This window comes from [Clostridium] innocuum, assembly GCA_012317185.1.
GTDB classification, from domain to species: Bacteria; Bacillota_I; Bacilli_A; order Erysipelotrichales; family Erysipelotrichaceae; genus Clostridium_AQ; species Clostridium_AQ innocuum.
This window is the reverse complement of sequence record CP048838.1, coordinates 285,743-307,313: the sequence shown is the minus strand read 5'-3', so window position 1 is coordinate 307,313 and position 21,571 is coordinate 285,743. Positions and strand designations below refer to the sequence as shown.

18 protein-coding genes are annotated in these 21,571 nt (G+C 43.7%); 7 read left to right on the top strand and 11 right to left on the bottom strand.

What is annotated here, in order from left to right; genetic code table 11:
* Nucleotides 1-6 precede the first annotated feature (6 nt).
* From G4D54_01540 to G4D54_01500, 9 genes are all read right to left on the bottom strand, one after another.
* The gene (locus G4D54_01540; GenBank protein QJA01187.1) at nucleotides 7-1,431 is read right to left on the bottom strand and encodes a PTS ascorbate transporter subunit IIC; all 1,425 of its coding nucleotides are present in this window, start codon (nucleotides 1,429-1,431) and stop codon (nucleotides 7-9) included.
* A 32-nt stretch (nucleotides 1,432-1,463) separates the two neighbouring features.
* Nucleotides 1,464-1,922: a PTS sugar transporter subunit IIA gene (locus G4D54_01535; GenBank protein QJA01186.1), complete on the bottom strand. Its 459-nt coding sequence runs from the start codon at nucleotides 1,920-1,922 to the stop codon at nucleotides 1,464-1,466.
* Between the two features lie 120 nt (nucleotides 1,923-2,042).
* Nucleotides 2,043-4,076, bottom strand: coding sequence for a transcription antiterminator (locus G4D54_01530; GenBank protein QJA01185.1), 2,034 nt, complete (start codon nucleotides 4,074-4,076; stop codon nucleotides 2,043-2,045).
* A gap of 27 nt (nucleotides 4,077-4,103) precedes the next feature.
* Nucleotides 4,104-4,775 carry a hypothetical protein gene (locus G4D54_01525; protein QJA01184.1) on the bottom strand — a complete coding sequence of 224 codons (672 nt, stop codon included), beginning with the start codon at nucleotides 4,773-4,775 and terminating at the stop codon, nucleotides 4,104-4,106.
* A 300-nt stretch (nucleotides 4,776-5,075) separates the two neighbouring features.
* Nucleotides 5,076-5,945 carry a class II fructose-1,6-bisphosphate aldolase gene (gene fba, locus G4D54_01520; protein ID QJA01183.1) on the bottom strand — a complete coding sequence of 290 codons (870 nt, stop codon included), beginning with the start codon at nucleotides 5,943-5,945 and terminating at the stop codon, nucleotides 5,076-5,078.
* Nucleotides 5,946-6,067: 122 nt separating this feature from the next.
* On the bottom strand, nucleotides 6,068-6,256 hold the full coding sequence (locus G4D54_01515) for a hypothetical protein (GenBank protein ID QJA01182.1): 189 nt from the start codon (nucleotides 6,254-6,256) through the stop codon (nucleotides 6,068-6,070).
* The gene (gene rpoE, locus G4D54_01510) at nucleotides 6,207-6,527 is read right to left on the bottom strand and encodes a DNA-directed RNA polymerase subunit delta (GenBank protein ID QJA01181.1); all 321 of its coding nucleotides are present in this window, start codon (nucleotides 6,525-6,527) and stop codon (nucleotides 6,207-6,209) included. Before rpoE ends, G4D54_01515 begins: the two co-directional genes overlap by 50 nt.
* 18 nt (nucleotides 6,528-6,545) lie before the next feature.
* The gene (locus G4D54_01505; protein QJA01180.1) at nucleotides 6,546-8,189 is read right to left on the bottom strand and encodes an arginine--tRNA ligase; all 1,644 of its coding nucleotides are present in this window, start codon (nucleotides 8,187-8,189) and stop codon (nucleotides 6,546-6,548) included.
* Entirely contained in the window at nucleotides 8,186-8,602 is a 417-nt protein-coding gene (locus G4D54_01500; GenBank protein ID QJA05136.1) for a DUF1934 domain-containing protein, read from the bottom strand. The genes G4D54_01505 and G4D54_01500 overlap by 4 nt, the downstream gene beginning before the upstream one ends.
* A 698-nt stretch (nucleotides 8,603-9,300) precedes the next feature.
* On the opposite strand from G4D54_01500, the gene G4D54_01495 reads away from it, so the two are divergent.
* From G4D54_01495 to G4D54_01485, 3 genes are all read left to right on the top strand, one after another.
* The gene (locus G4D54_01495; GenBank protein ID QJA01179.1) at nucleotides 9,301-11,163 is read left to right on the top strand and encodes a penicillin-binding protein; all 1,863 of its coding nucleotides are present in this window, start codon (nucleotides 9,301-9,303) and stop codon (nucleotides 11,161-11,163) included.
* A 179-nt stretch (nucleotides 11,164-11,342) separates the two neighbouring features.
* Nucleotides 11,343-12,587, top strand: a complete 1,245-nt coding sequence (locus G4D54_01490; GenBank protein QJA01178.1) for a hypothetical protein — start codon at nucleotides 11,343-11,345, stop codon at nucleotides 12,585-12,587.
* Between the two features lie 257 nt (nucleotides 12,588-12,844).
* The gene (locus tag G4D54_01485) at nucleotides 12,845-14,038 is read left to right on the top strand and encodes a hypothetical protein (protein ID QJA01177.1); all 1,194 of its coding nucleotides are present in this window, start codon (nucleotides 12,845-12,847) and stop codon (nucleotides 14,036-14,038) included.
* Nucleotides 14,039-14,455: 417 nt separating this feature from the next.
* Here G4D54_01485 and G4D54_01480 read toward each other — a convergent pair whose 3' ends face one another.
* Nucleotides 14,456-15,565 carry an amidohydrolase family protein gene (locus G4D54_01480; protein ID QJA01176.1) on the bottom strand — a complete coding sequence of 370 codons (1,110 nt, stop codon included), beginning with the start codon at nucleotides 15,563-15,565 and terminating at the stop codon, nucleotides 14,456-14,458.
* A 288-nt stretch (nucleotides 15,566-15,853) separates the two neighbouring features.
* On the opposite strand from G4D54_01480, the gene G4D54_01475 reads away from it, so the two are divergent.
* A complete protein-coding gene (locus G4D54_01475; GenBank protein ID QJA01175.1) occupies nucleotides 15,854-16,555 on the top strand; it encodes a response regulator transcription factor in 702 nt (233 codons plus the stop codon).
* Between the two features lie 13 nt (nucleotides 16,556-16,568).
* Nucleotides 16,569-18,257, top strand: a complete 1,689-nt coding sequence (locus tag G4D54_01470) for a sensor histidine kinase (GenBank protein ID QJA01174.1) — start codon at nucleotides 16,569-16,571, stop codon at nucleotides 18,255-18,257.
* 394 nt (nucleotides 18,258-18,651) lie between these two features.
* On the opposite strand, the gene G4D54_01465 is transcribed toward G4D54_01470, so the two are convergent.
* A complete protein-coding gene (locus tag G4D54_01465) occupies nucleotides 18,652-18,975 on the bottom strand; it encodes a transcriptional regulator (GenBank protein QJA01173.1) in 324 nt (107 codons plus the stop codon).
* Nucleotides 18,976-19,184: 209 nt separating this feature from the next.
* Here G4D54_01465 and G4D54_01460 point away from each other — a divergent pair, with 209 nt between their 5' ends.
* Entirely contained in the window at nucleotides 19,185-20,039 is an 855-nt protein-coding gene (locus G4D54_01460; protein ID QJA01172.1) for a patatin family protein, read from the top strand.
* Nucleotides 20,040-20,101: 62 nt separating this feature from the next.
* Complete coding sequence (locus G4D54_01455) at nucleotides 20,102-21,457, top strand: DUF3887 domain-containing protein (GenBank protein ID QJA01171.1); 1,356 nt, start codon at nucleotides 20,102-20,104, stop codon at nucleotides 21,455-21,457.
* Nucleotides 21,458-21,571 lie beyond the last annotated feature (114 nt).

Sequence of the window (21,571 nt, the reverse complement as noted above, 5' to 3'; positions counted from 1 at the left end):
TAAAGCCTATTCAGCTTTTTTTGCTTTCTTAGGTGCAACATAATTGTACACGATAGGAATCAGGAATACAACCGCACAGACACCTAACAGACCAACGCCCTGAACAATCTGAGCGATATTTCCGAAGACGATTCCCATCCAGGAGAAGTCTGCATCAGAGAATGTACAGTTAGCGAAGTTCAAAGAACCCATAACCGGCATACAGATTGCAGGCAGGAAGGTAATCAGTAACCCGTGCATGAAGCTTCCAAATACACAGCCCTTTAATCCACCCTCAGCATTTGCGAATACACCGGCGGTTGCTCCACAGAAGAAGTGAGGAATAACACCAGGCAGAATCAATGCAACGCTCATGATGCTGGAATCGATGAATCCAAGAATGAACAGACCTACGATACCGCCAAGGAAGGATACCAGGAATCCAATCAGTACAGCGTTTGGTGCATAAGGGAATACGACCGGACAGTCAATTGCAGGTACAGCACCCGGCACCAGCTTTTCAGCAATACCACGGAATGCAGGAACGATTTCACCAACGATCAGACGAACACCGCTCAGGATGATGTAAACACCACCGGCGAAGCTCAGACCGCTTGTAATAGCCCATACAGCCCAGTGTGTCTTTGTTTCAGCCCCAACGTTCAGCAGACCAGCCAGGTTTGGATATTTTTCAAGAACAGCTGCAGCATCAGCACTCAGGATACCCTTGCTTACCGCCACAGTTGTAACGATCAGGAAAAAGATAACCATCGTAAGACCGATTGCTACGGTTGTATCACGCAGGAATGTCAGACGCTGAGGGAAGTTAACTTCCTCTGTTGATTTCCCTTTGCCCTTGAACAGCTTCCCACACTGTGCAGCAAACCAGTATCCGGCACCACCGAAGTGACCGAAGCCAAGCTCATCCGTTTTTGTAATCTTGCGCATTGTCGGCTGACAGAACGCAGGAGAGAATGCCATGATGAAGCCAAGCAGAAGTCCGCCGCCCAGCCACAGCTGCCAGCTGGTAAGACCACCGACATTCAGAATAACGGCAAGCATACATGCCATGTAAAGAGTATGATGACCTGTTAAGAAAATGTAGTGCATTCTTGAGAAACGAGCCATAATGATATTGAAGACCATACCCAGACACATGATATAAGCAGTATCTGTAGCGAAGTCCTTCAGAGCCAGAGAAACAATGGCTTCATTGTTTGGTACAACCCCCTGCATACTAAATGCATAATTGAACAAATCACCGAACGCATTCAATGATCCGGACTGCAGGAACGAAGCTCCGGCAGATAATACGAGGAAGCCGACGATTGTTTTAACGGTTCCCTTGACAATATCTTCGATTGGTTTACGCTGAAGCGCAAGACCCAGCAAAGACATCAGACCTACAAGAATTGCAGGTGTGGACAGTATGTTGATAATAAATTCTAACATATGTGTAAATCCTCCCTTTCAAATGGTTAACGCTATTTTTCACATGCGTTGGAAACAAACAGGTCGAATATTTCCTTCGGGCATGTTGCGTCCAGAATTTCCTGAACCTTCTTCTCATCGGAGAAGATGTTGGATACAGCCTGAATCCCTTCCATGTGGGATTCACTGTCTTTGGCAACCAGTGTTACCAGTACACGGACATCATATCCGTCCGGCTTGAATTTCACCGGCTCCTTGAGCACGGTCACAGCCATCTGTGTGTCATTGACACCGGATTGGTTGCTGGCGTGAATCAGGGCCAGGTTCTCACAGAGTACATAGTATGGACCAAGCCTTTCTGTGATTTCGTAAATGGCAGCTTCATATGCCGTTGTGCAGTAATTCTGCTCGATCAGTGGTTCACATGCAATGTGAACAGCTTCTTTCCAGTCCTGCACCCGATCTCTCAGGTAACAGTTTTTTTCCTGTAACAGTTTTTCCATAGATGTCATAACCTTACCTCTTTACGTTTTCATTATCTTTTTTTTCGGTTGGAAATACAAGACCAATTGTTTTCCCGTTTTTGTGCAAAATGTTAGATATCGTGCAATTTGTAATCGCTTAAGTGCAAATTAATCTTCATTTTCCTGTGTATGCGCGCGAATATAGCTCTGAATATCCTCACTGCTTTCCAATGCTGCCAGCTGCTCAATACTCTTCTTTTTTGAAAATATATTCAGCACATCATTCAGGATGCGGATATGCTTGGTCTGATCCTCCGCACATAATACGATGATGATGCGTGCCTGCTTTCCATTCAGAAAGGTAACCGGATGCTTAAAGGTGCATAAGGCCACATCAAGCAGCTTCACACCCTTTTCAATCGCTGCATGCGCAAGCACGAGTCCGTCTGCTAGAAACATCATCAGACCGCGGTTTCTCTGATCCTCCACGATTGCCTCCACATACTCCTGTGTAATGGAGTCCTCCATCAGAAGCGGACGGCAGGACAGACGCAGAGCCTCTTCCCAGTCACAATCCTCCCGGCAAATCTGAATATGGGAGGGCTTGAGATAATATACGAGATTCTGACCGAAATTACGGTGGGGCACCGTACGAATCTGTATGCTGGAATAGTAATCCTGCAAATCTTTTTCAAACTCATCCAGCTTGGAGGATGGAATATAACTGGTTGCCAGTCGCACAATCTCCTGTATCTGCAGATTGGCCTGCGGTTCGGTATACATGCAGTTACGCAGTATGGTAACCCTGTCCTGATCTGTCAGAATCGGATGTACGACAATCAGCTTCTTTTCCTTCGGAAGGACGACGGTGGATATCACAACATCAAAATCATGATTTTCCTCGTACTGACTCAACGGAAGGTTCACGATTTCAGTTGCCTGCGGCACAAGTGAAGCCACCTCATTACGCAGCATATTTCCTGTTCCGATTCCGTTTGGACAGATGATCAGGATACGCAGATTGCGCTTCTGTGTCTGATTGGTCGTCAGAAATGCACCAAAATGCAGTGTAATGTAGGCTACCTCTGCATCGGATATCAGACAGCCCAGCTTCTTTTCCAGATATTCACAGGATTTTTTTGTAATTTCGTAAAGCTCCTCATACTCCGTCTTGATGCTGTTCAGCATCGGATTTCCCAGCTGAATACCGTATCGATAGCGATACAGGGATGTTTTCAGATGCGCATTGATCGCATCCACCAGCTCCTCCTCCTGATCAAAGAATATACAGGTCAGGCGTTCAAATTCATGAACAAGGTTCTTGGAAATCTCGTAGGTTTCATCCTGCTCCTTCATGACATTGACAGGAATCGTCTGCAGTCTCGACCCCAGCAGATGCAGAGTTACATAAATCTTCTCACCATTTTCCAAATCCGGAAAATACTGTGAAACAAGCTGATATTCCTTTGTTTCTACAATCTCCTCCTCATCCATATCCGAGAACGTCAGCTGATCACTGCGCTTGTCAATAGCAGACATAAAAACAGCAAGTGTCGGCAGTACCCCGCTGACATATTCCGCATGCAGCTCACTTTCAATTTTCTTCAGCTTTACCAGAATTTCACGGATATACTGCTCATTTTCCGCAAGGACAACCTGCCGGTCATAATACTCCCATAAGGATGGAAACAGCATAAAGAAAATTGCACGCTTCTTAATCGTGTCTCCAGCAATACGATAGCCGCTTTTGATATCGTAGGTCAGCTCCAGATTGTAATTTTCAAGGAATCGTATGACATTTTTCAGATCATTGATCACCGTATTTCTGCTGACCTGACATACCTCCATGAAATTCTCTATATACAGCGGATGGGAACGGATAATGATTGCACATATCTCAATCCGGTTTCGCTCATCCGGGGTAAAGACATGATAGTTATCACTCCCCTGATCACTCATTGCCTCCTGTATCCTTCTGGACTGCTCACTGCTGACAAAAATACCCTTGCCGCGTTCCTGAACAAGCGGATCGATTTCCTGATCCTCCAGCCATTCATTGATTTTAGTGATATCATAATACACACTGCGTCTTGATATCTGCATTTCATCTGCAAGATCCTGTATTTTCAGATATCCTCCGGCATACATTAGCCTTTTTAAGATTTCCTGACAGCGCTTGTCAAGATTCAACATAATATTCATGCAATTCCTCCCGCGTCTTAAACGAAATCATGCTTTATTCAATAGCTGTTTGACTTTTTTATGGTATGGCGTACCCTTCAGATTCACTCTGGCTTTGTTCAGATACAGCTCCATCTGTCGGCGGTTTTTCTGGTAGGAATACTGAAGTCCAAGCAGATATTGTAGAATACCCATCTGTACCTGCTGATCCTGCTTTTGATCTTTTTTTATTTTTTCTGCTTCCTTTTTCTCAAGGAGTGCTTCCATTTCTGCGATATCTTCACTCTTTTTTTCAATCATGATGCGAAACAGCATTCGATCATATAAAAGTTCTTCCTCCCCTGCGCTTTTTTCAATATATGAGAGCAGCCGTTCACATACATCTCGGTTTTCCCGGTCAAGGAAATAAAAATAGGTTTGACTGGCTATCTGATATGCCTGCGCATTTGTAAGTCGGCTGTCAAGCAGCTTTTTGGTCTGTTCTTCAATTTTACGGTTATTTCCCTGTGCCAGATAAACACGCAGCGTGTTCCAGTTACGGTCATACTCCTTAAAAAACAGCTGAAACGCTTTGCTGTTCAGCATGATGAGAACCTTATCGTACTGCCCGTTATGAAGCAGTTTCAATACTCTGTTCCATAAAAGGCTGCGAATAACAAAGGGAACGGCTACCGCTATCATAATAATCGTCAGTAAGACGAGAAGCATAATTTTATTCATACCATCACTCCTACGATATCAGAATCGAATGTTTCTATTTATAAAATAACAAGCATAGCTTTCAAAATCAAATCCAAATCTTTTCACATCTTTTGACACAATCTGTACAATTATAGATTCTATCCTTATATAGTTTGAAAAGAAATCGCTATTTCCCGGGAAAATCAAACGTAGCAGAGAAAAAAAAGGAGCATGCTTTTTTGCAGCATACCCCATATACCTTGCCGAAATGACAGCTTTTACCGCCCATCAGCCTCAGTTTTGAAAAACGGCAGATATCTGCCGTTTCGTTTTGTTTGATTATTCAGCTTTACCGTAAGAACCGAATTCTTTCATCATAGATGTAACTTTATCTTTGATTGCATCGCATCCTGGCTTCAGCAGTTTACGAGGGTCGTAGCCCTTACCTTCCAGGTCTTTTCCAGCTTCAACATATTTACGAGTAGCATCTGCGAATACCAGCTGCAGCTCAGTGTTAACGTTGATCTTGGAAACACCTAAAGAGATAGCCTTAGCAATCTGATCAGCAGGAATTCCTGATCCACCATGCAGTACCAGTGGTTTTCCGTTTGTTACATCCTGGATTTCTCCCAGACGTTCAAAGTTCAGACCAGCCCAGTCAGCAGGGTATTTTCCGTGGATATTACCGATTCCGGCAGCCAGGAAGTCTACTCCCAGCTCAGCGATTGTCTTACATTCCTGAGGATCAGCAAGCTCACCCATGGAAGCAACACCATCTTCTTCACCACCGATTCCACCAACTTCACATTCGATGGATAATCCTTTAGAATGAGCCAGTTCGATCATTTCCTTGGATTTTGCCAGGTTTTCTTCGAATGCATAGTGTGAACCGTCGAACATTACAGATGTGAATCCAGCTTCGATACAGGCTTTTGCACCTTCGTAGCTTCCGTGATCCAGATGCAGAGCAACCGGTACAGTGATTCCCAGGCTGTCGTGAACTTCTTTAACCATAGCTACTACAGTCTTAAATCCACACATGTATTTAGCAGCACCTTCAGATACTCCTAACATAACCGGAGATTTAGCTTCTTCAGCTGCCAGTAAAATCATCTTTGTCCATTCAAGGTTGTTAATGTTGAAAGCACCAACTGCGTAATGACCTTCGTGTGCTTTATTCAGCATTTCTGTTGCGGATACTAATGCCATAATCAAATTCCTCCTTTAGTCTCTTAACACTATTATTCTACTGCATTTTTCCCCTTTTGAAAAGCTTTTGGACACATATTTTCAAAAAAGGGCATATTTCAAGTTTGCTTACGGAAAACCTTTTATATCACAGCAGCCATGGCAGGCATCCGTAGGATGACGGCCTTCCTTCCCTGATTTTCCAAAAGCAGTATGCTGCTATGCTTCCATAGCACATGCTGATAACGGCTTAGAGGCATGAAAAAAGGGGATGCATCCTTTTTAGAATTCTTCATCCCCTGCTTTTGCAGCATCGTCTTCCTCGTAGTCATCGTCAGCCTCCTCATCGATAAGGATTTCTTCCGTATCCACAACAACTTCATGATAGGTGTGGCGTTCTCTGAGGTCCCATTTGTTTTCTCCGACATTTACAAATCGGTCATCCAGCGACAGATCACTGTAAAACTGTGCGATATTGTCTTCCTCCTGCTGCTTCGTAAATGCCATAACCTGGCAGACTTCTTCCCACAGCTTCAGGAATACAATAGCTTTCTTCTTCGTAGACATCAAATCATATGCTACATCGACCATAGACTTTTTCATAATAACTTCATGCTCCTCCTACATTTTTTCAATGGCGTCAACGCCGATTAGATATAAGGCATTCTTCAATGTGATCTTTGTGGCTTTCAGCAGTGCCAGTCGCTGGGAAGAAAGTTCCGGCTGCTGAGGATCTATTACCTTGCATACATTATAGAAGCTATGGAAATGCTGTGCCAGCTTCTGAATATAATTGCATACCTTATGCGGTGCACGGGAACGTGCAGCATCGCTTACTACATTCGTAAATTCATTGATATACTTCATCAGTGCGATTTCCTTTTCATGCGTCAGCAGCTCAAAGGACTGCGCCTCCGCAATTTCGGAAGCCTGTCGCAGAATCGAACAGATACGGGCGTGTGCATACTGCGCATAGTATACAGGGTTGTCATTGCTCTGTTTTCTGGCAAGCCCCAGATCAAAATCCAGGTGTGTATCCACGGCGCGCTGGACAAAGAAATAGCGTACGGCATCCACACCGACCTCTTCACAGAGTTCCCGAATGGTTACCGCGTTTCCAAGACGCTTGCTCATCTTGACCTCTTCACCGTTTTCAACAAGGCGTACCATCTGGATAATATCCACCTGCAGCTTGTCCGGGTTATTTCCCAATGCTTCAATGCTCGCTTTCAGACGGGGAATATATCCGTGATGATCGGCACCAAGCAAATCCACGAGCAGATCATAGCCACGATCCAACTTATCCTTATGATATGCTATATCAGGTACCAGATATGTGTAGGAGCCATCCTTTTTTCTAAGAACACGGTCCTTATCATCCCCGAAACGTGTTGTCGCAAACCAGAGGGCACCGTCTTCTTCATACGTAAGACCCTTTTCATGCAATACCTCCAGTGCCTTTTCGACCTTTCCTTCATCACGAATGCTTTGTTCACTGCTCCATACATCGAAGTGCACCCGGAAGTTATCCAGATCACGCCGTATTTTATCAAGCTCGAATGCAATCCCCTTTTCCTTAAAGAATTTCAGGTTGGCATCGCTGTATTCTACATAGGCATCCTTATATTCTTCCGCAATCGCAATTGCGATGTTTTTAACATCTTCCCCGTGATAGCCATCCTCCGGCAGATCAAAATCCAGACCCAGATGCTCACGGTATCTCGCCTGCAGACTCTTGCCGAGATTTACAATCTGATTTCCGGCATCATTAACATAATATTCACGGCACACATCATATCCGCTTGCTTTCATCAAACGGGTGATGCTGTCACCCCACGCGGCACCTCTTGCATGACCCAGATGCAAATCACCTGTCGGATTCGCAGAAACATATTCCACATTCACCTTCAGACCTTGTCCATCGTTGCTGTTTCCGTAGTTATCCTGCTCCTGCAGAACCCTCGTTATGATCTGTGCAAGGGATGTGTTCTTGATTGTGAAGTTGATAAAGCCGGGTCCTGCAATTTCACAGCTTTCGATATCTGCCGCCGCTTTATCCAGTGCCTCAACAACAGCCTCTGCGATTTTACGCGGATTATTTTTTAATACCCGGGTCAATTGCATTGCCACATTCGTAGAGTAATCACCATGACTTTTGTCCTTTGGTATTTCAATTACAATGCTCGCTGTATCAAGCTCTGTATCAAATGCTTTCTGCACGGCATTGTGCAATGCCTGCTTTAAGTTGCTCTCAATCTGATTCACACCTTATCCTCCTTTAAAATCCAAAGGATACGATATCCGTCCGTGACCTCGTCACCGCTTAGAATATCATATTCAATGGCTATAATATTTTCTCTTTTTATATATTTATGCGTAAAAACTCCAATATCGATCGTTCCAAATTCTGACAGAATAGAACCTGTCGTCTGCTTTTTATGCTGAAACGTCAGCCGTGTCATGAGTTCTCCGTCCCGTTGAATGCGAAGCTCCTCGTTCTCAGCCTCAACGCTGACCGCAGTATTGCTGCCGCGTTCCTTGTAGGAAAGCCGAAGACAGCCGTCTGAATCCGAAAAAAAAGCCTGTCCTACAAACATGAGGTTCCGCTCTTCTGTGTAAAGATGTTTCTGTTTTACTACGATATGCTTTTTCATGCTGTCACCACTTATCATGAGCATTATAGCAGAAATTGAATATCGTGCAACCTTTTTTTCACTTTTTCTCTTTAAAATTTTAACTGCCACTTTACGCACAAAATATGCATACAGAACATTTTTATCAAATCGCGCATATTATTATAATAGTGGAATAACAGTAATCAATGCAAAACCATATTATACTTTTAGAATATATAAGCATATTCCACTTTGAGAATCAGATTGCGTACAAGGGATTATCTATTATACAATACAATAATCCATTCCGACAATTCTCCATCCTTTTACTTCCAATCATTTAAATCCAGAAAAAAACTCTTCCTTATATTATATAGTCACTCTGGTTCTGATGATTCATTTTTCAAAAAAACTCTTCCTTATATTATATAGGGTGTGAATTCACAAAAACAGTCTCCTAAAGCTCTTTATCATTTCCCCTAACGTTTTCTGCATAAGTTATAGTATAATTGATATATTATAATTTTATAATATAAAATAGACTCTATTTCAAATATGATTTTCTGTTCAGCAGGAGTTGGCAATTTTATTTCGTACAGGAAAAATATATCTTCATCTCAGCTAACCTTCCATCAACGAGTTATTATATCAATCATAGTATATTATAATTATAGAATATTAGTGGATGGTGTATACCACTTTCATATTTTGTGTTTAAAGCACGCATAAAAGCTCACACTAATAGCATACGAGGTGTTGCTATGAAAAGAATCCGCAAGCTGGTGTTTGGAATGATCTTCGCACTGCTCACACTGATTGTATGTGTCTATGCCTACGCCCTGTTCAATCGACTACCGCTGGATGAACAGAGAAAGAACATTACAATCTATGATGTGAACGGCGATATCATATACGAATCCAATTTCAAAAAAAATATGCAGTGGACGTCCATTGATGATATTCCCGAATTTGTTCAGGATGCGTTTGTGAGTGTAGAGGACAAACGTTTCTACTACCATGCCGGCTTTGATCCTGTGCGCATTACAAAGGCGCTGGGTACCAATCTCATTCATGGGGATATCCGACAGGGCGGCTCCACGATCACACAGCAATATGCAAAAAATCTGTTTCTGACAAATGAACAGACCTTATCGAGGAAAGTGCAGGAATTTTTTTATGCAGCCCGTCTGGAAATGCAGTACAGCAAAAAGGACATTCTGGAGGGCTATCTGAACACGGTCTATTTCGGACACGGTGTGTATGGTGTGAATGCTGCCGCAGAGTATTTCTTTGATAAAAAGCTGAATCAGCTCAGCATAGCGGAAACTGCCATGCTGATAGGAATACCGAACGGCCCCAGTATTTATTCCCCGTTTCTGCACAAGGACAATGCAATCAAGCGGGAGCATTTGATTCTGGAGGTTTTGAAGAATAACGATGTCATTACATCAAAGCAGTATGAAGCAGCCAAAAAGGAAAAGCTGAAGCTTTCCACCAATGTAAACATCAGTACCTACGGCATTGATGAATACTACATTGATGCGGTTATTCAGGAGCTCAGCAAGCTGAATATCGATTTGAACCGGGAAATTCATGTACACACCTATTATGACCCAAAAGTACAAATGCAGCTGAGCAATGCTGTCACGAAGCATGTGGATTTAAGCAGTGAGCTGGAGGTAGCCGGCATTATCACACAGCCCTTCACCGGAAACGTAATGGCTATGGTTGGAGGAAAGGATTATACGATTTCACAATACAATCGCGCCATCTATTCCTCCCGACAGGTCGCCAGTACCATCAAGCCGCTGCTGTATTACTGCGCCCTCCAGCAGGGCTTTACCCCATCCACGCAATTCACCTCACAGAAGACGACCTTCCGCGTATCCGATGATGAGGAGTATGCGCCGACCAATTACGGCAATGTCTATGCGAACGGAAAAATTTCCATGATCAATGCCATTTCCCTGAGTGACAATATCTACGCCGTAAAAACACAGCTTTTTCTCGGTGTGGATACACTGCACAACGCACTGCTTGATTTCAACATCCGTCAATCCTCTCCGAATCCAAGTGAGGCGCTCGGCACCGTGAATATGTCGCTGCTGGAGCTGAGCCGTATTTACAATACCTTTGCTTCCGAGGGTCTGTATGTTAAGCCTGCGCTCATTTCTCATATCACCAGCGGGAATGATGTTGTATACAAGCGTGAGGTTCAGCCGAAACGGCTGCTCCAGCGGGATGAAACACTGATACTGAATCAGATGATGACCTCGACCTTCGATATCCGCAATAAATCCTATACCTTCCCAAGCATGTACGGGCATGAGCCGGATATCACCGTAGCGGCTAAATCAGGCACCAGCGACTGGGATTCACTGGTTATGGGCTTTAATCCGGAATATACCGTAGGCATCTGGAGCGGCTTCGATGATAACCGCGAACTGGAAAAGCAGTATTACACCATCAGCAAGGATATCTTCAAGGATACCTTTAACGGATTATACAAAAAACGTAAGGGTGTCTGGTATCAGCCCAGTGACGGCATTCAGGAAAAACGAGTGAATCCCATCACCGGTACGGAAGATTCCGAAGGCTCTGTCTACTGGTTCAAAAAAGAGTAGGGTATAAAAAAAATCAAAAAAATTTTATATATCCTGCCGAACAGTAAAAAAGCCCATGAATAAGCGGCGATTTGCTGTTGTGTCATTTCACTGTACGCATTCTTTTGGCACATTTTACAGAAAATGGGTTTGCAAAAAGGAATTTTCTCTGTTAGAATGCAAAACTGTGAGGTGACAACATGAATTTTATTGAAAAACATACCAAAAAAGTGGCGCTGATTCTGTGCCTGGCAACAGCTGGAACTGCAGTCACAACTGTATATGCTGCCACTAATGCGGACGGATGGCATGGAACCGGAGCGGACCGCATTTACAAAGAGGAAGGCGCTGTCAAGACCAGCTCATGGCTGTTTGACGAAAGCGGAAGCTTCTACCTGGATGCAGACGGGCATCCGATTATCAGCGAATGGAAGACCATCAACGGCTCTGTTTACTACTTCGACTCCGAAGGACACCGTGTGAACGGAAAACAGGTCATTGACGGTCATGAATATCAGTTCCAGAAATCCGGCGTACTGCTGACCGGCTGGAATCAGACAAAAACATCCTACTACAGCGAATTCGGCGAAAAGCTGAACGGTCTGCAGACAATTGATGAAAAACAGTATCTGTTCGATAAGGACGGAAACATTGTCAGCGGATGGCAGACGGTAGATGGAAAGAAGCTGTACTTCAAAAAAGACGGCTCACTGGCAACAGCGAAAACAGAGATTGACGGAAAAACCTATAACTTCTCCAGCGACGGTTCCTTACAGAGTGGCTGGGTGAAAAAAGACGGAGAAAAATACTATTACGACAAGTATGGCTTTATGACAAAGGGTTGGAAGACCATTGACGGAAAGAAATACTATTTCAACCGCAAGGGACAGGCAGCAACCAGCACGAAGTACGCAGGCTACAAGTTTGATAAGAACGGTGTGGCGAAGAAAATCAAAGAGAAGAAAAAAGAAGAAACAACAGAAAGCAATGAGAATGTACAGAGCACACGCACAGCTGGCAACAGCTCCGCGGCGGCTTCAAGCAGCTCTTCCTCCTCAAGTGCAAATCTGAATCCGGCAGGTTCCGGAAGCAACTCCAGTGCGGCAGGCATTGCGGCTTCCATGGTAGGCTCCCCTTACGTTTGGGGCGGATCCTCACCTGCAGGCTTTGACTGCTCCGGTCTGACCTCCTATGCCTATGCACAGGCAGGCATCAGCATCCCGAGAACAGCAGGCGGACAGGCAAGTGTCGGTTCAGCGGTATCCTACGGCAATATGCAGCCAGGCGATCTGATTGTATGGAGCGGTGGTGCACACGTATCCATTTACGTAGGCGGCGGACAGATGGTTCATGCAACGAATCCATCTACAGGAGTTATCACATCCTCTGTAAGCTTCTGGAGCAACAACAGCGGACAGAGTATCACGGCAATCCGCAGACCGTAAAAAGCAAAAAACAATAAAAAGGGGCTACGGCTCCTTTTTGTGTTTCTGACGCATTTCGGATGAAAAACGGAAGAAATACAAAAAATTTCATAACTTTTTTAAAATTTTCTAAAATCGGGTTTCAGCCTATAAACAAAGCTTTTAAAGGGAATCGTGATGGGACGGAAAAGTGACAAAATCGTAAGTTTTCAAAAAATAGGGGTTGCAAATAAAAAAACGCTTTGTTACAATGAGGGCGTTGATGTCGAGGTGATAACATGAATTTTATCGAAAAAAACACAAAGAAAGTTGCTTTAGTCCTGTGTCTGGCTACAGCTGGAACAGCAGTAACTACGGTATATGCGGCACAAAATTCTGACGGATGGCACGGAAGTGGCACGGACAGAGTCTACAAAATGGAAGGCCAGGTAAAAACAAGCTCATGGGTATTTGATGAGGCTGGCAGCTACTACCTGAACAACGAGGGTCATCCGATTACAAGTTCCTGGAAAGAAATCAACGGTTCTACCTACTACTTTGATGCAGAAGGTCACCGTGTGAATGGAAAACAGGTCATCGATGGTCATGAATACACATTCCAGAAATCTGGAGTATTGCTGACAGGATGGAACGAAGTAAAGGATACATACTACAATGAATTTGGAGTTGCTGTTACTGGTGTACAGAAGATCGATAACAAAACTTACAACTTCGGCGAGGATGGTAAACTGGTTACCGGTTGGACCAAGGTAAACGGAAAGAAAGTTTACTTCACAAAAGATGGTTCTCTGGCTTCCGGCGTTGTAACCATTGATGGTAAAAAGTACAACTTCAACGATGACGGTACGATTACGACCGGATGGGTGAAGAAGGACGGAGAGAAATACTATTACACAGATTACGGCTTCATGACCAAGGGTTGGAAGACGATTGACGGTAAGAAGTATTATTTCAACAAAAAAGGTCAGGCTGCAACCAAGACAGAATATGCTGGTTACAAGTTTGACAAAAACGGTGTAGCAAAGAAAATCAAGAAAAAAGAAAAGGCTGAAACTACAGATAACGCAAGTGAAGATGTAGCTGACAGCGAAGATACTGCAAGCAATGGTTCCGGTAGCAGAGCTGCAAGCTCTTCTAAAAACCTGGGAACTGCTGATGGCGGAATCGCTTCTGCAGCACTGGCTCAGCTTGGTGTTGGTCAGGACTGTACAGCATTGGCTTCCAATGCACTGGCAGCACAGGGAATCTATTTCCACGGCTGGCCGGCAGAGTATATGTCTCTGGGTAGCGTAACAAGCAGTCCACAGCCGGGAGATTTAATTTACTATGATGATGCCGGTGCCGGAGTTCCTCATATCGCTGTATATGTTGGTAACGGACAGGCTGTTCATGGTGGATGGAAGGGCGGAACGACCGTTGAAGCATCTGCTTATATCGGAAGTGGTCCTGTATTTATCCGTGTAAACAAATAATTTGTGTAAAAAAGAAGGCAAATGCCTTCTTTTTTGTATCTCTGCTCTCCAGGCAATTCTTAATTTTTCTTAAATCACCATTTTTATTCGTTTTAGAGCGTTTTAAGAGAATTAACTGATTCCTGTATTCCCAGCAATACAAACTCCTCTTAAAACGAGTTTATAAGCGTCATTAGATTTCTTAACTCTCCTTGTCTGCCTTTCTTCTACTCTTAACGATTCATAGAATCTCTATTTCTGCTTCATAAGCCTGGAAAAATAATAGCTCAGGTATCGCATTGCCGGTTTCTGCCTTTGCATTCCATCCACAATAAAAGACTCATGACAGGTTTCATAAAAACCCCATGAGCCCTTTTATATTCCCATAAACACTTCCCGTAAGCTATGCAAAGCCTTCACAGCATCTTCCCATAAAATTCATAACGCACTTCTTCCGTTGATAATAACTTCTTTCACACGCATATCATGTCCCAGAATCACTAGATTGATATTTTTTCCCAATCCGATTTCATGGGCATAGGTTTTCAGCATCCTTGCAGCGTTGGTGGAACACATACGGATACAGTCGGACAGATCATAGCCCTCCTGCTTGTACAGATACTGAAAGATATCCAGCAGGTCACAGCTGCTGCCCAGCAGTACATCCTCTTTATAAACAGCGCCGTTTCGTATAACACTTCCATCCTCCAGCTCATAGCCGTCCGGATAATGAAAGCCAGAAAAAGGCGTGCCGTCACTTACCGCAACCACACGGCTACAGCCCAGCAGACGAATCACCCATTTCAGCATCTCCTTCTGCATGTGTACGCCGTCCATGATAACTTCACACAGACAGTCGGATAAGAATACGGCATCCATCATACCGGGCTTGTGATGTGTGATTTCCGGCATGGTATTTCCCAGATGTGTAATCTGTGTAGCTCCACATGCGAACGCTTCATTGGTCTGGGTAAAATCTGCATTCGTATGCCCCAGCGAAATCTCAACCCCATACAGATGCAGTAACGAGATTGCTTCCATGGCATTTTTTACATCCGGAGCTATTGTCATAATTTTTATATCATCATGATACTCTGATAAAAAATCCTCCAGCTCACCCAGATGAATTTCCATAAGATTTTCTTTTTTCATGGAACCACGGCGATCCGGATTTAAATATGGACCCTCCAGATGCACGCCCTCATAGCGTGCTCCCCGATAATCTCCCTGAAAGGCTTTCCGATATGCGTCGATGATCGTACGAAATTCATTCAGTGATCTTGCTGATACCGTCGGACAAAACGAGGTGATTCCGCGTTTTGGATATTCCAGCGCCAGCGCATGCAGATTCCCGATATCTGTATTTTCACAGGAATAGCCGTGAAAGCCATGGGTATGAATATCCACTAACCCCGGTATTGCTATATCACTCACCATATGTGGTGTTTTATAATCAATTCGTTCCACAAAGCCATCTTCCAGATGCAGATCACCAAACACCATGGTGCCATCCTGCATAAATTTTATATTTTCAATGATTCGTTTCATACAAACACCCTTTCTTCCTTAATTGTATTTCATTGGAATGCCTTTTACAAGCAAATACCCGGACTTCTTTAGAAAATCTTTTGAATTGATGCCGTCGTTCCTTAATACTTTTTCGATATACTTGCTTCAGGAGGACGGATTATGAACATACTGGATATCATGATACTGTTTATCGGATTCAGCCTTGCCGGATTACTCTGTCTGCATACCTTTGATATGTCTGCATTTTATGAAAAAACAAGAAAATAGCACATATCTGTTGTATAATTATAAAAAAGGAGTGTCATCATGAGTTCTGTCATACTAATTGCCGAGGATGAGGCATCGATTGCGGATGCTATTGAAATTTATTTAAAAAGCCAGGGGTATCAGACCCTGAAAGCAGCGAATGGAGCCATTGCCTGGGAGCTATTACAAAACAATACGGTGGATCTTGCAATCATCGATGTCATGATGCCGGTAATGGACGGGATTGCCCTGACAATGAAAATCAGAGAGCTGCATGAGTTTCCTATCATCATATTATCTGCCAAATCGGAAGATATTGATAAGATTACCGGTCTGAATATCGGTGCGGATGACTATGTGACAAAGCCGTTTGTCCCGATGGAGCTGCTCGCCCGTGTACATGCACAGCTGCGGCGGCATTTGCGCTATCAGCAGCTGCTCGAGCAAAAGCAGGAGGTGGAGGACAGGCTGCTTCTGGGTGGAATCGAACTGCATCGCAAAAGCAAGGAGGTCTTTGTGGATGGAGAATCACGCCGGCTGACACCGATTGAATTTCGGATCCTGCAGCTGTTTATGGAGCATCCTGGTCAGGTCTTTTCCAGTGATGATATTTATGAGCATGTATGGAACGAAACCGCAGTCAACACCGAAACCGTTATGGTCCATATTCGAAATCTGAGAGAGAAAATTGAAATCAATCCCCGTGCTCCCCGTTATATCAAGGTTGTTTGGGGTGTCGGGTATAAGATTGAGAAACAGTAAAAAGAGGTGAATTATGAAAAAAGTACATTGGACTACCCTAATTCTTCTGTCCGGTATTGCACTGGCAATCATATCTATGTTTCTGGTATTTCCATCCCTTGATCAAAAAGCCATCGAAGAGTACAAAACGCATTACAAATACATTAACAGCGAAGAGGAACGGGACTTTAGCGGTAATACATTTATCAAAGAACCGGCTGATGATTCCATTCCCATAGAATATTCCCGAATTGAGGAATATATGGAGCCGGCCCTGCAGCGCATTACTTTGCTGGTAGGCACACTGCTTTTTGCATGGTCTTTGCTTATGCCATATAAATGGGCGGTAAAAAGCGGCTTCTATCGTTTTTTTACACAAAGGCTGCCCTATGAAATCACGCTGGGTGCTGCACTGCTTGGACTTTATTTCTATAAAATCAGGGGCAGCGAGCTTGTGTACCGGATGTTTCGTCTGCCGGAGGATTTCTCACTGGATATTCTCTCAGCCGATACATGGCAGATTTCCAGCTATTATCTGTTGCAGATTGCTTGTTTAAGCGGACTGTTCGCAGTGCTTTCCGGATGCGGCTATGCGATTCGCTCCATGCAGCACAACGGTGTGCGGGTATCCCTGCAAAAGCACTCCCTGCTAACGCAAAATTCCGTATTGCTTGGCAGACAGGCAAAACGGCTGTATCGCTATATTATCGGCTTTGATTTTCATGATAAGGGAGAGCTTCGCCTGCTCGCCACTTTGTTCCTGCATATCGTATGTATCCTCATAGTATGTATCTACCGGGACAGCGGAATATTTTTCTATCTTCTGCTTTCATGCTATTGTCTGATCCTGTATTCTATCCGTCATCGTCAAAACAGCAGGATGAAACGAGACTTTCAATCGCTTGAAGGCATTATTCAGCGCGTTGCAAATGGTGACTTCCAAACCACTGTGGATGAAGATCTGGGCATCTATGAATCACTGAAGGACAATCTTCAGAATATTGAGACATCCTTTCAGGAGGCTGTTGCACAGGAGGTTCGCTCACAGAATATGCGCACGGAGCTGATCACCAATGTTTCTCATGATTTGAAAACTCCGCTAACCTCCATGATCAGCTACATCGACCTTCTGAAAAACAAGAATCTTCCGGAAGAGGAGCGGCTGCGTTACATCACAATACTGGAATCCGGCAGCAATCGTCTAAAGCACTTGATTGAGGATTTATTTGAAGTCAGCAAGGCCAGCACAGGCAACATACAGCTGGATCGCATGGATGTTGATTTAATTTCTCTGATTAAGCAGGTGGAAATGGAATACGAGGCACTGTTCATTCAGCATGACCTGACGATACGCAACACTTTCAGTAAAGAGAAGATCGTTCTCAGCCTTGATCCTCAAAAAACCTTTCGCATATTGGAAAATCTACTGGTGAATGCAGGAAAATATGCCTTGGAGCATACCCGTGTGTATGTCTATGTGGAGGAACGTGAGCAGGAGGTATATATATCTGTCAAAAATATATCCGCAACAGAGCTTGACTTTGACCCTGCCGATATCATGGAACGCTTTCAGCGCGGCGATAAGGCAAGGAATACGGAGGGCAGCGGCTTAGGTCTTGCGATAGCCAAAAGCTTTACAGTGCTGCAAAACGGGCATATGCACATCAGCTTTGATGCCGACCTGTTCAAGGTGGAGCTGATTTTCCAAAAGGAGCTGCCATGAAAAGCAGACTAGGCAACATCCTGGCTGTTTCGTACGGACAGATGACGAATATGAAACAGACACAGCAGGCATCAGCGTATCATACCGTTACTACGGAAAACAGGAACTGTTATACAGCCGATATACAAAAGCAACCCTAAAACAAAGAGCTTTCCTATGACACATCATTGAATAAGGAAGCTCCTTTTTCTATATTTCTAAAAAGTATACCCGTTTTCTATGATGGGATGTTAATAAATATTATAATGCTGGATACGTAAGCTTAGACCTATATATCATCACAATCACAAATGAGAATTAAACATGCAAATCAGCGATATCCAAAGGGTATAAGCTTGTGTATTCACACCACCTGAAAGCATAATAAAAAGAAACCCGGAGGTTCCTTTTTGCATTATAATTTAATGAATTTTTCTACATCGATAACGAAGATCGTTGCGCCTCCTACCTGTACTTCAACCGGGAAAGATGCATATCTTCCGATGTCGTAGGATGCTGTACTCGGTACCACTTCCGTACGGCGTCTGCTGTATTCTCCAATCACTTCAATCGCACGTTCAATCTTATCGTCATCAGTACCTACGATCAGGGTGGTATTTCCTGCACGCAGGAATCCTCCAGTCGTTGCCAGTCTTGTTACCTGATAATTTTCTTTTGTCAATGCACTGGAAACTGCAGGACTGTCGTCATTGGACATAATCGCTAAAATTAGTTTCATAAACACGCTCTCCTCTCGTCTTGTTATATGCTAATTTTATCACTTATGGAACGTATTTACAAACCCTAAATGAACTAAATATGGATATTGCCTGTAAAATTATTGTCACACCACGATTTCCTATGATAACGCCATTTTGATTTTTACCTTCGTGTGTAAGTAGGTAGAAACTGTGCTATAATATACAGGTCATAAAGGAAGTGAAGAGAATGAGTAAGCTTGGACTTGTTCTGGAAGGAGGCGGCATGCGCGGAATTTATACTGCCGGTGTGCTGGACTTCTTTATGGAACAGAATTTATATACCGACGGTGTCATTGGCGTCAGCGCAGGTGCCTGTCATGCGTGCAGCTATGTATCCAAACAGATCGGCAGAGCGTACCGTACCAATACCGCCTATTTAAAGGATAAGCGCTATATGAGCGTATCCTCTCTGCTGAAAACCGGAGATTTCTTCGGAGCAAAGTTTGTGTATGAGGATATACCGAATACACTGGATCCCTATGATTTTGATGCCTTTAATACATCGCATACAAAGCTGTATGCCGTTGCCAGCAATCTGGAAACCGGTAAGGCAGAATACCTGCAGTGTATCAATATGAAGCGTGATGTTATCTATGTACGTGCCTCTGCATCATTGCCCCTGCTTTCCAGAATTGTCGAAGTTGATGGAAAAAAGCTGCTGGATGGCGGCGCAACAGACAGCATTCCCATCCATAAATTTCAGGAGATGGGATATACAAAAAATATTGTTGTACTCACACAGTGTAAAGAATACCGCAAAGGAAAAAACAATCTGCTGCCGATGATCCGCCGCAGCTATAAGAAGTATCCGAAATTCATCAAGGCGCTGGAAACACGCCATATCGCCTATAACCGCACACTGGATGAGCTTGCTTTAATGGAAAAGGAAGGAAGTGTCTTCCTCATACGCCCAAGCTCTCCCGTGGAAATTTCGCGTCTGGAGAAAAATGAAGCCAGATTGCGGGAATTATATGAACAGGGCTACATGGATGCCAAAAACAGCTTTGAGGAATTAAAGTCTTTTATAGCAAATGAAAATTAGACCCCTTCGGTCTTTTTTTTCTTTATGATTGTGATACAATGAAAAAAAAAGGATGGTAAAACATGAAAAAGAAAATTCAAATTGTCATATGCTGTCTGCTATGTTTTCTTATGGTAGCCTGCAGCGGCGAAAAAGAGAAGAAGGGACAGTCCGATGAGGTTACGGATATCGTGCTGAGTGACAAGCAAAGTGATATGGCACTTCAGTTTGTAAAGGATCTGACGCAGCGCAAATATGATAAGCTGCAGAAGGATTATGCATATGATGAGCAAATGCATAAGGCTGTACGGGAGGATTCCTTCCAGAAGCAGCTGGATGCCTATAATGACAGTCTCGGATCACTGATTGAGGCAGAGCAGCCCTATGGACAAAGCTATCAGAATTCGACAATCATCATGATACCATGCCGTATGGAGGAACAGAATACCAATATTCAGCTGAGCCTGAATGAACAGGATCAAATTCAGGGCTTGTTCTTTAAGCCGTACAAATCACAGAAGAAAGCAGCGAAAGCTCCGGATGGTGTCAAGGAGCGTGAAGTTGAGCTGCAAATTGCCGATGGAAAAAAGCTGAGCGGCAGACTGACAACTCCGGCAGAGGGTAAAAGCTTTCCGCTTGTAATTCTTCTGGCGGGAAGCGGACCGAATGATATGGATGAGACCATTTACGATAACAAACCGTTTCAGGATATCGCCTGGGGACTTGCGAAAAAGGGTATTGCGAGCTACCGCTATGATAAGCGAACCTACACATATCCTGAATCCTTTACAGTGAAGGATACGGTCGAGCAGGAGGTAATTTTCGATGCTGTGGCAGCATTCAGCCAGATGAAGCAGCAAAAGCAGATTGACACAAATAAAATCTATATCCTGGGGCATAGTCTCTCTGGCTATCTGATTCCAAGAATCGCAGCAGAAATGGACGGCTGTGCAGGCTATATCATGATGGCTGCCCCTGCAAGAGCATTGGATGAGCTGCTGATGGAACAGGTTACCTATCTGGCAAAGCTGGATGGAAACATAACAAAGGACGAACAGGCAGCTATCGAACAGTACAAACAGGATCAGCAGGATCTGCAGCGAATTGATGAGCTGAGTGATGCCAAAATATTTTTCGGAGGTATGTCAAAGGCTTATATAAAGGATTTGCTGTCCTATGATGCTGTTCAGCAGGCTGCGGATATCAAGGTCCCTGTATTATGTGCACAGGGTCTGCGTGATTATCAGGTCACAGAAGAAGATCAGGCAATCTGGAGGAAGAATTTTGAAACGCATAAAAACTGGATATTCACAACCTATCCGAACGCAACGCACCTTATGATAGATGGAGAAGGAACACCGACGAATGAGGAGTACAAAACAAAGGGTCATGTAAATCAGGCGTTTATTGAAGATATGGCAAGTTTTATTAAAAAATGATGATATTCTATAAATTGAATACTATATAAATCATATATCAATATGCAGAAAAATTGACCTAAAACAGGCAAAAAGAGGCTTCTTCCCGGATTATTCTACACAATCAATGGGAAG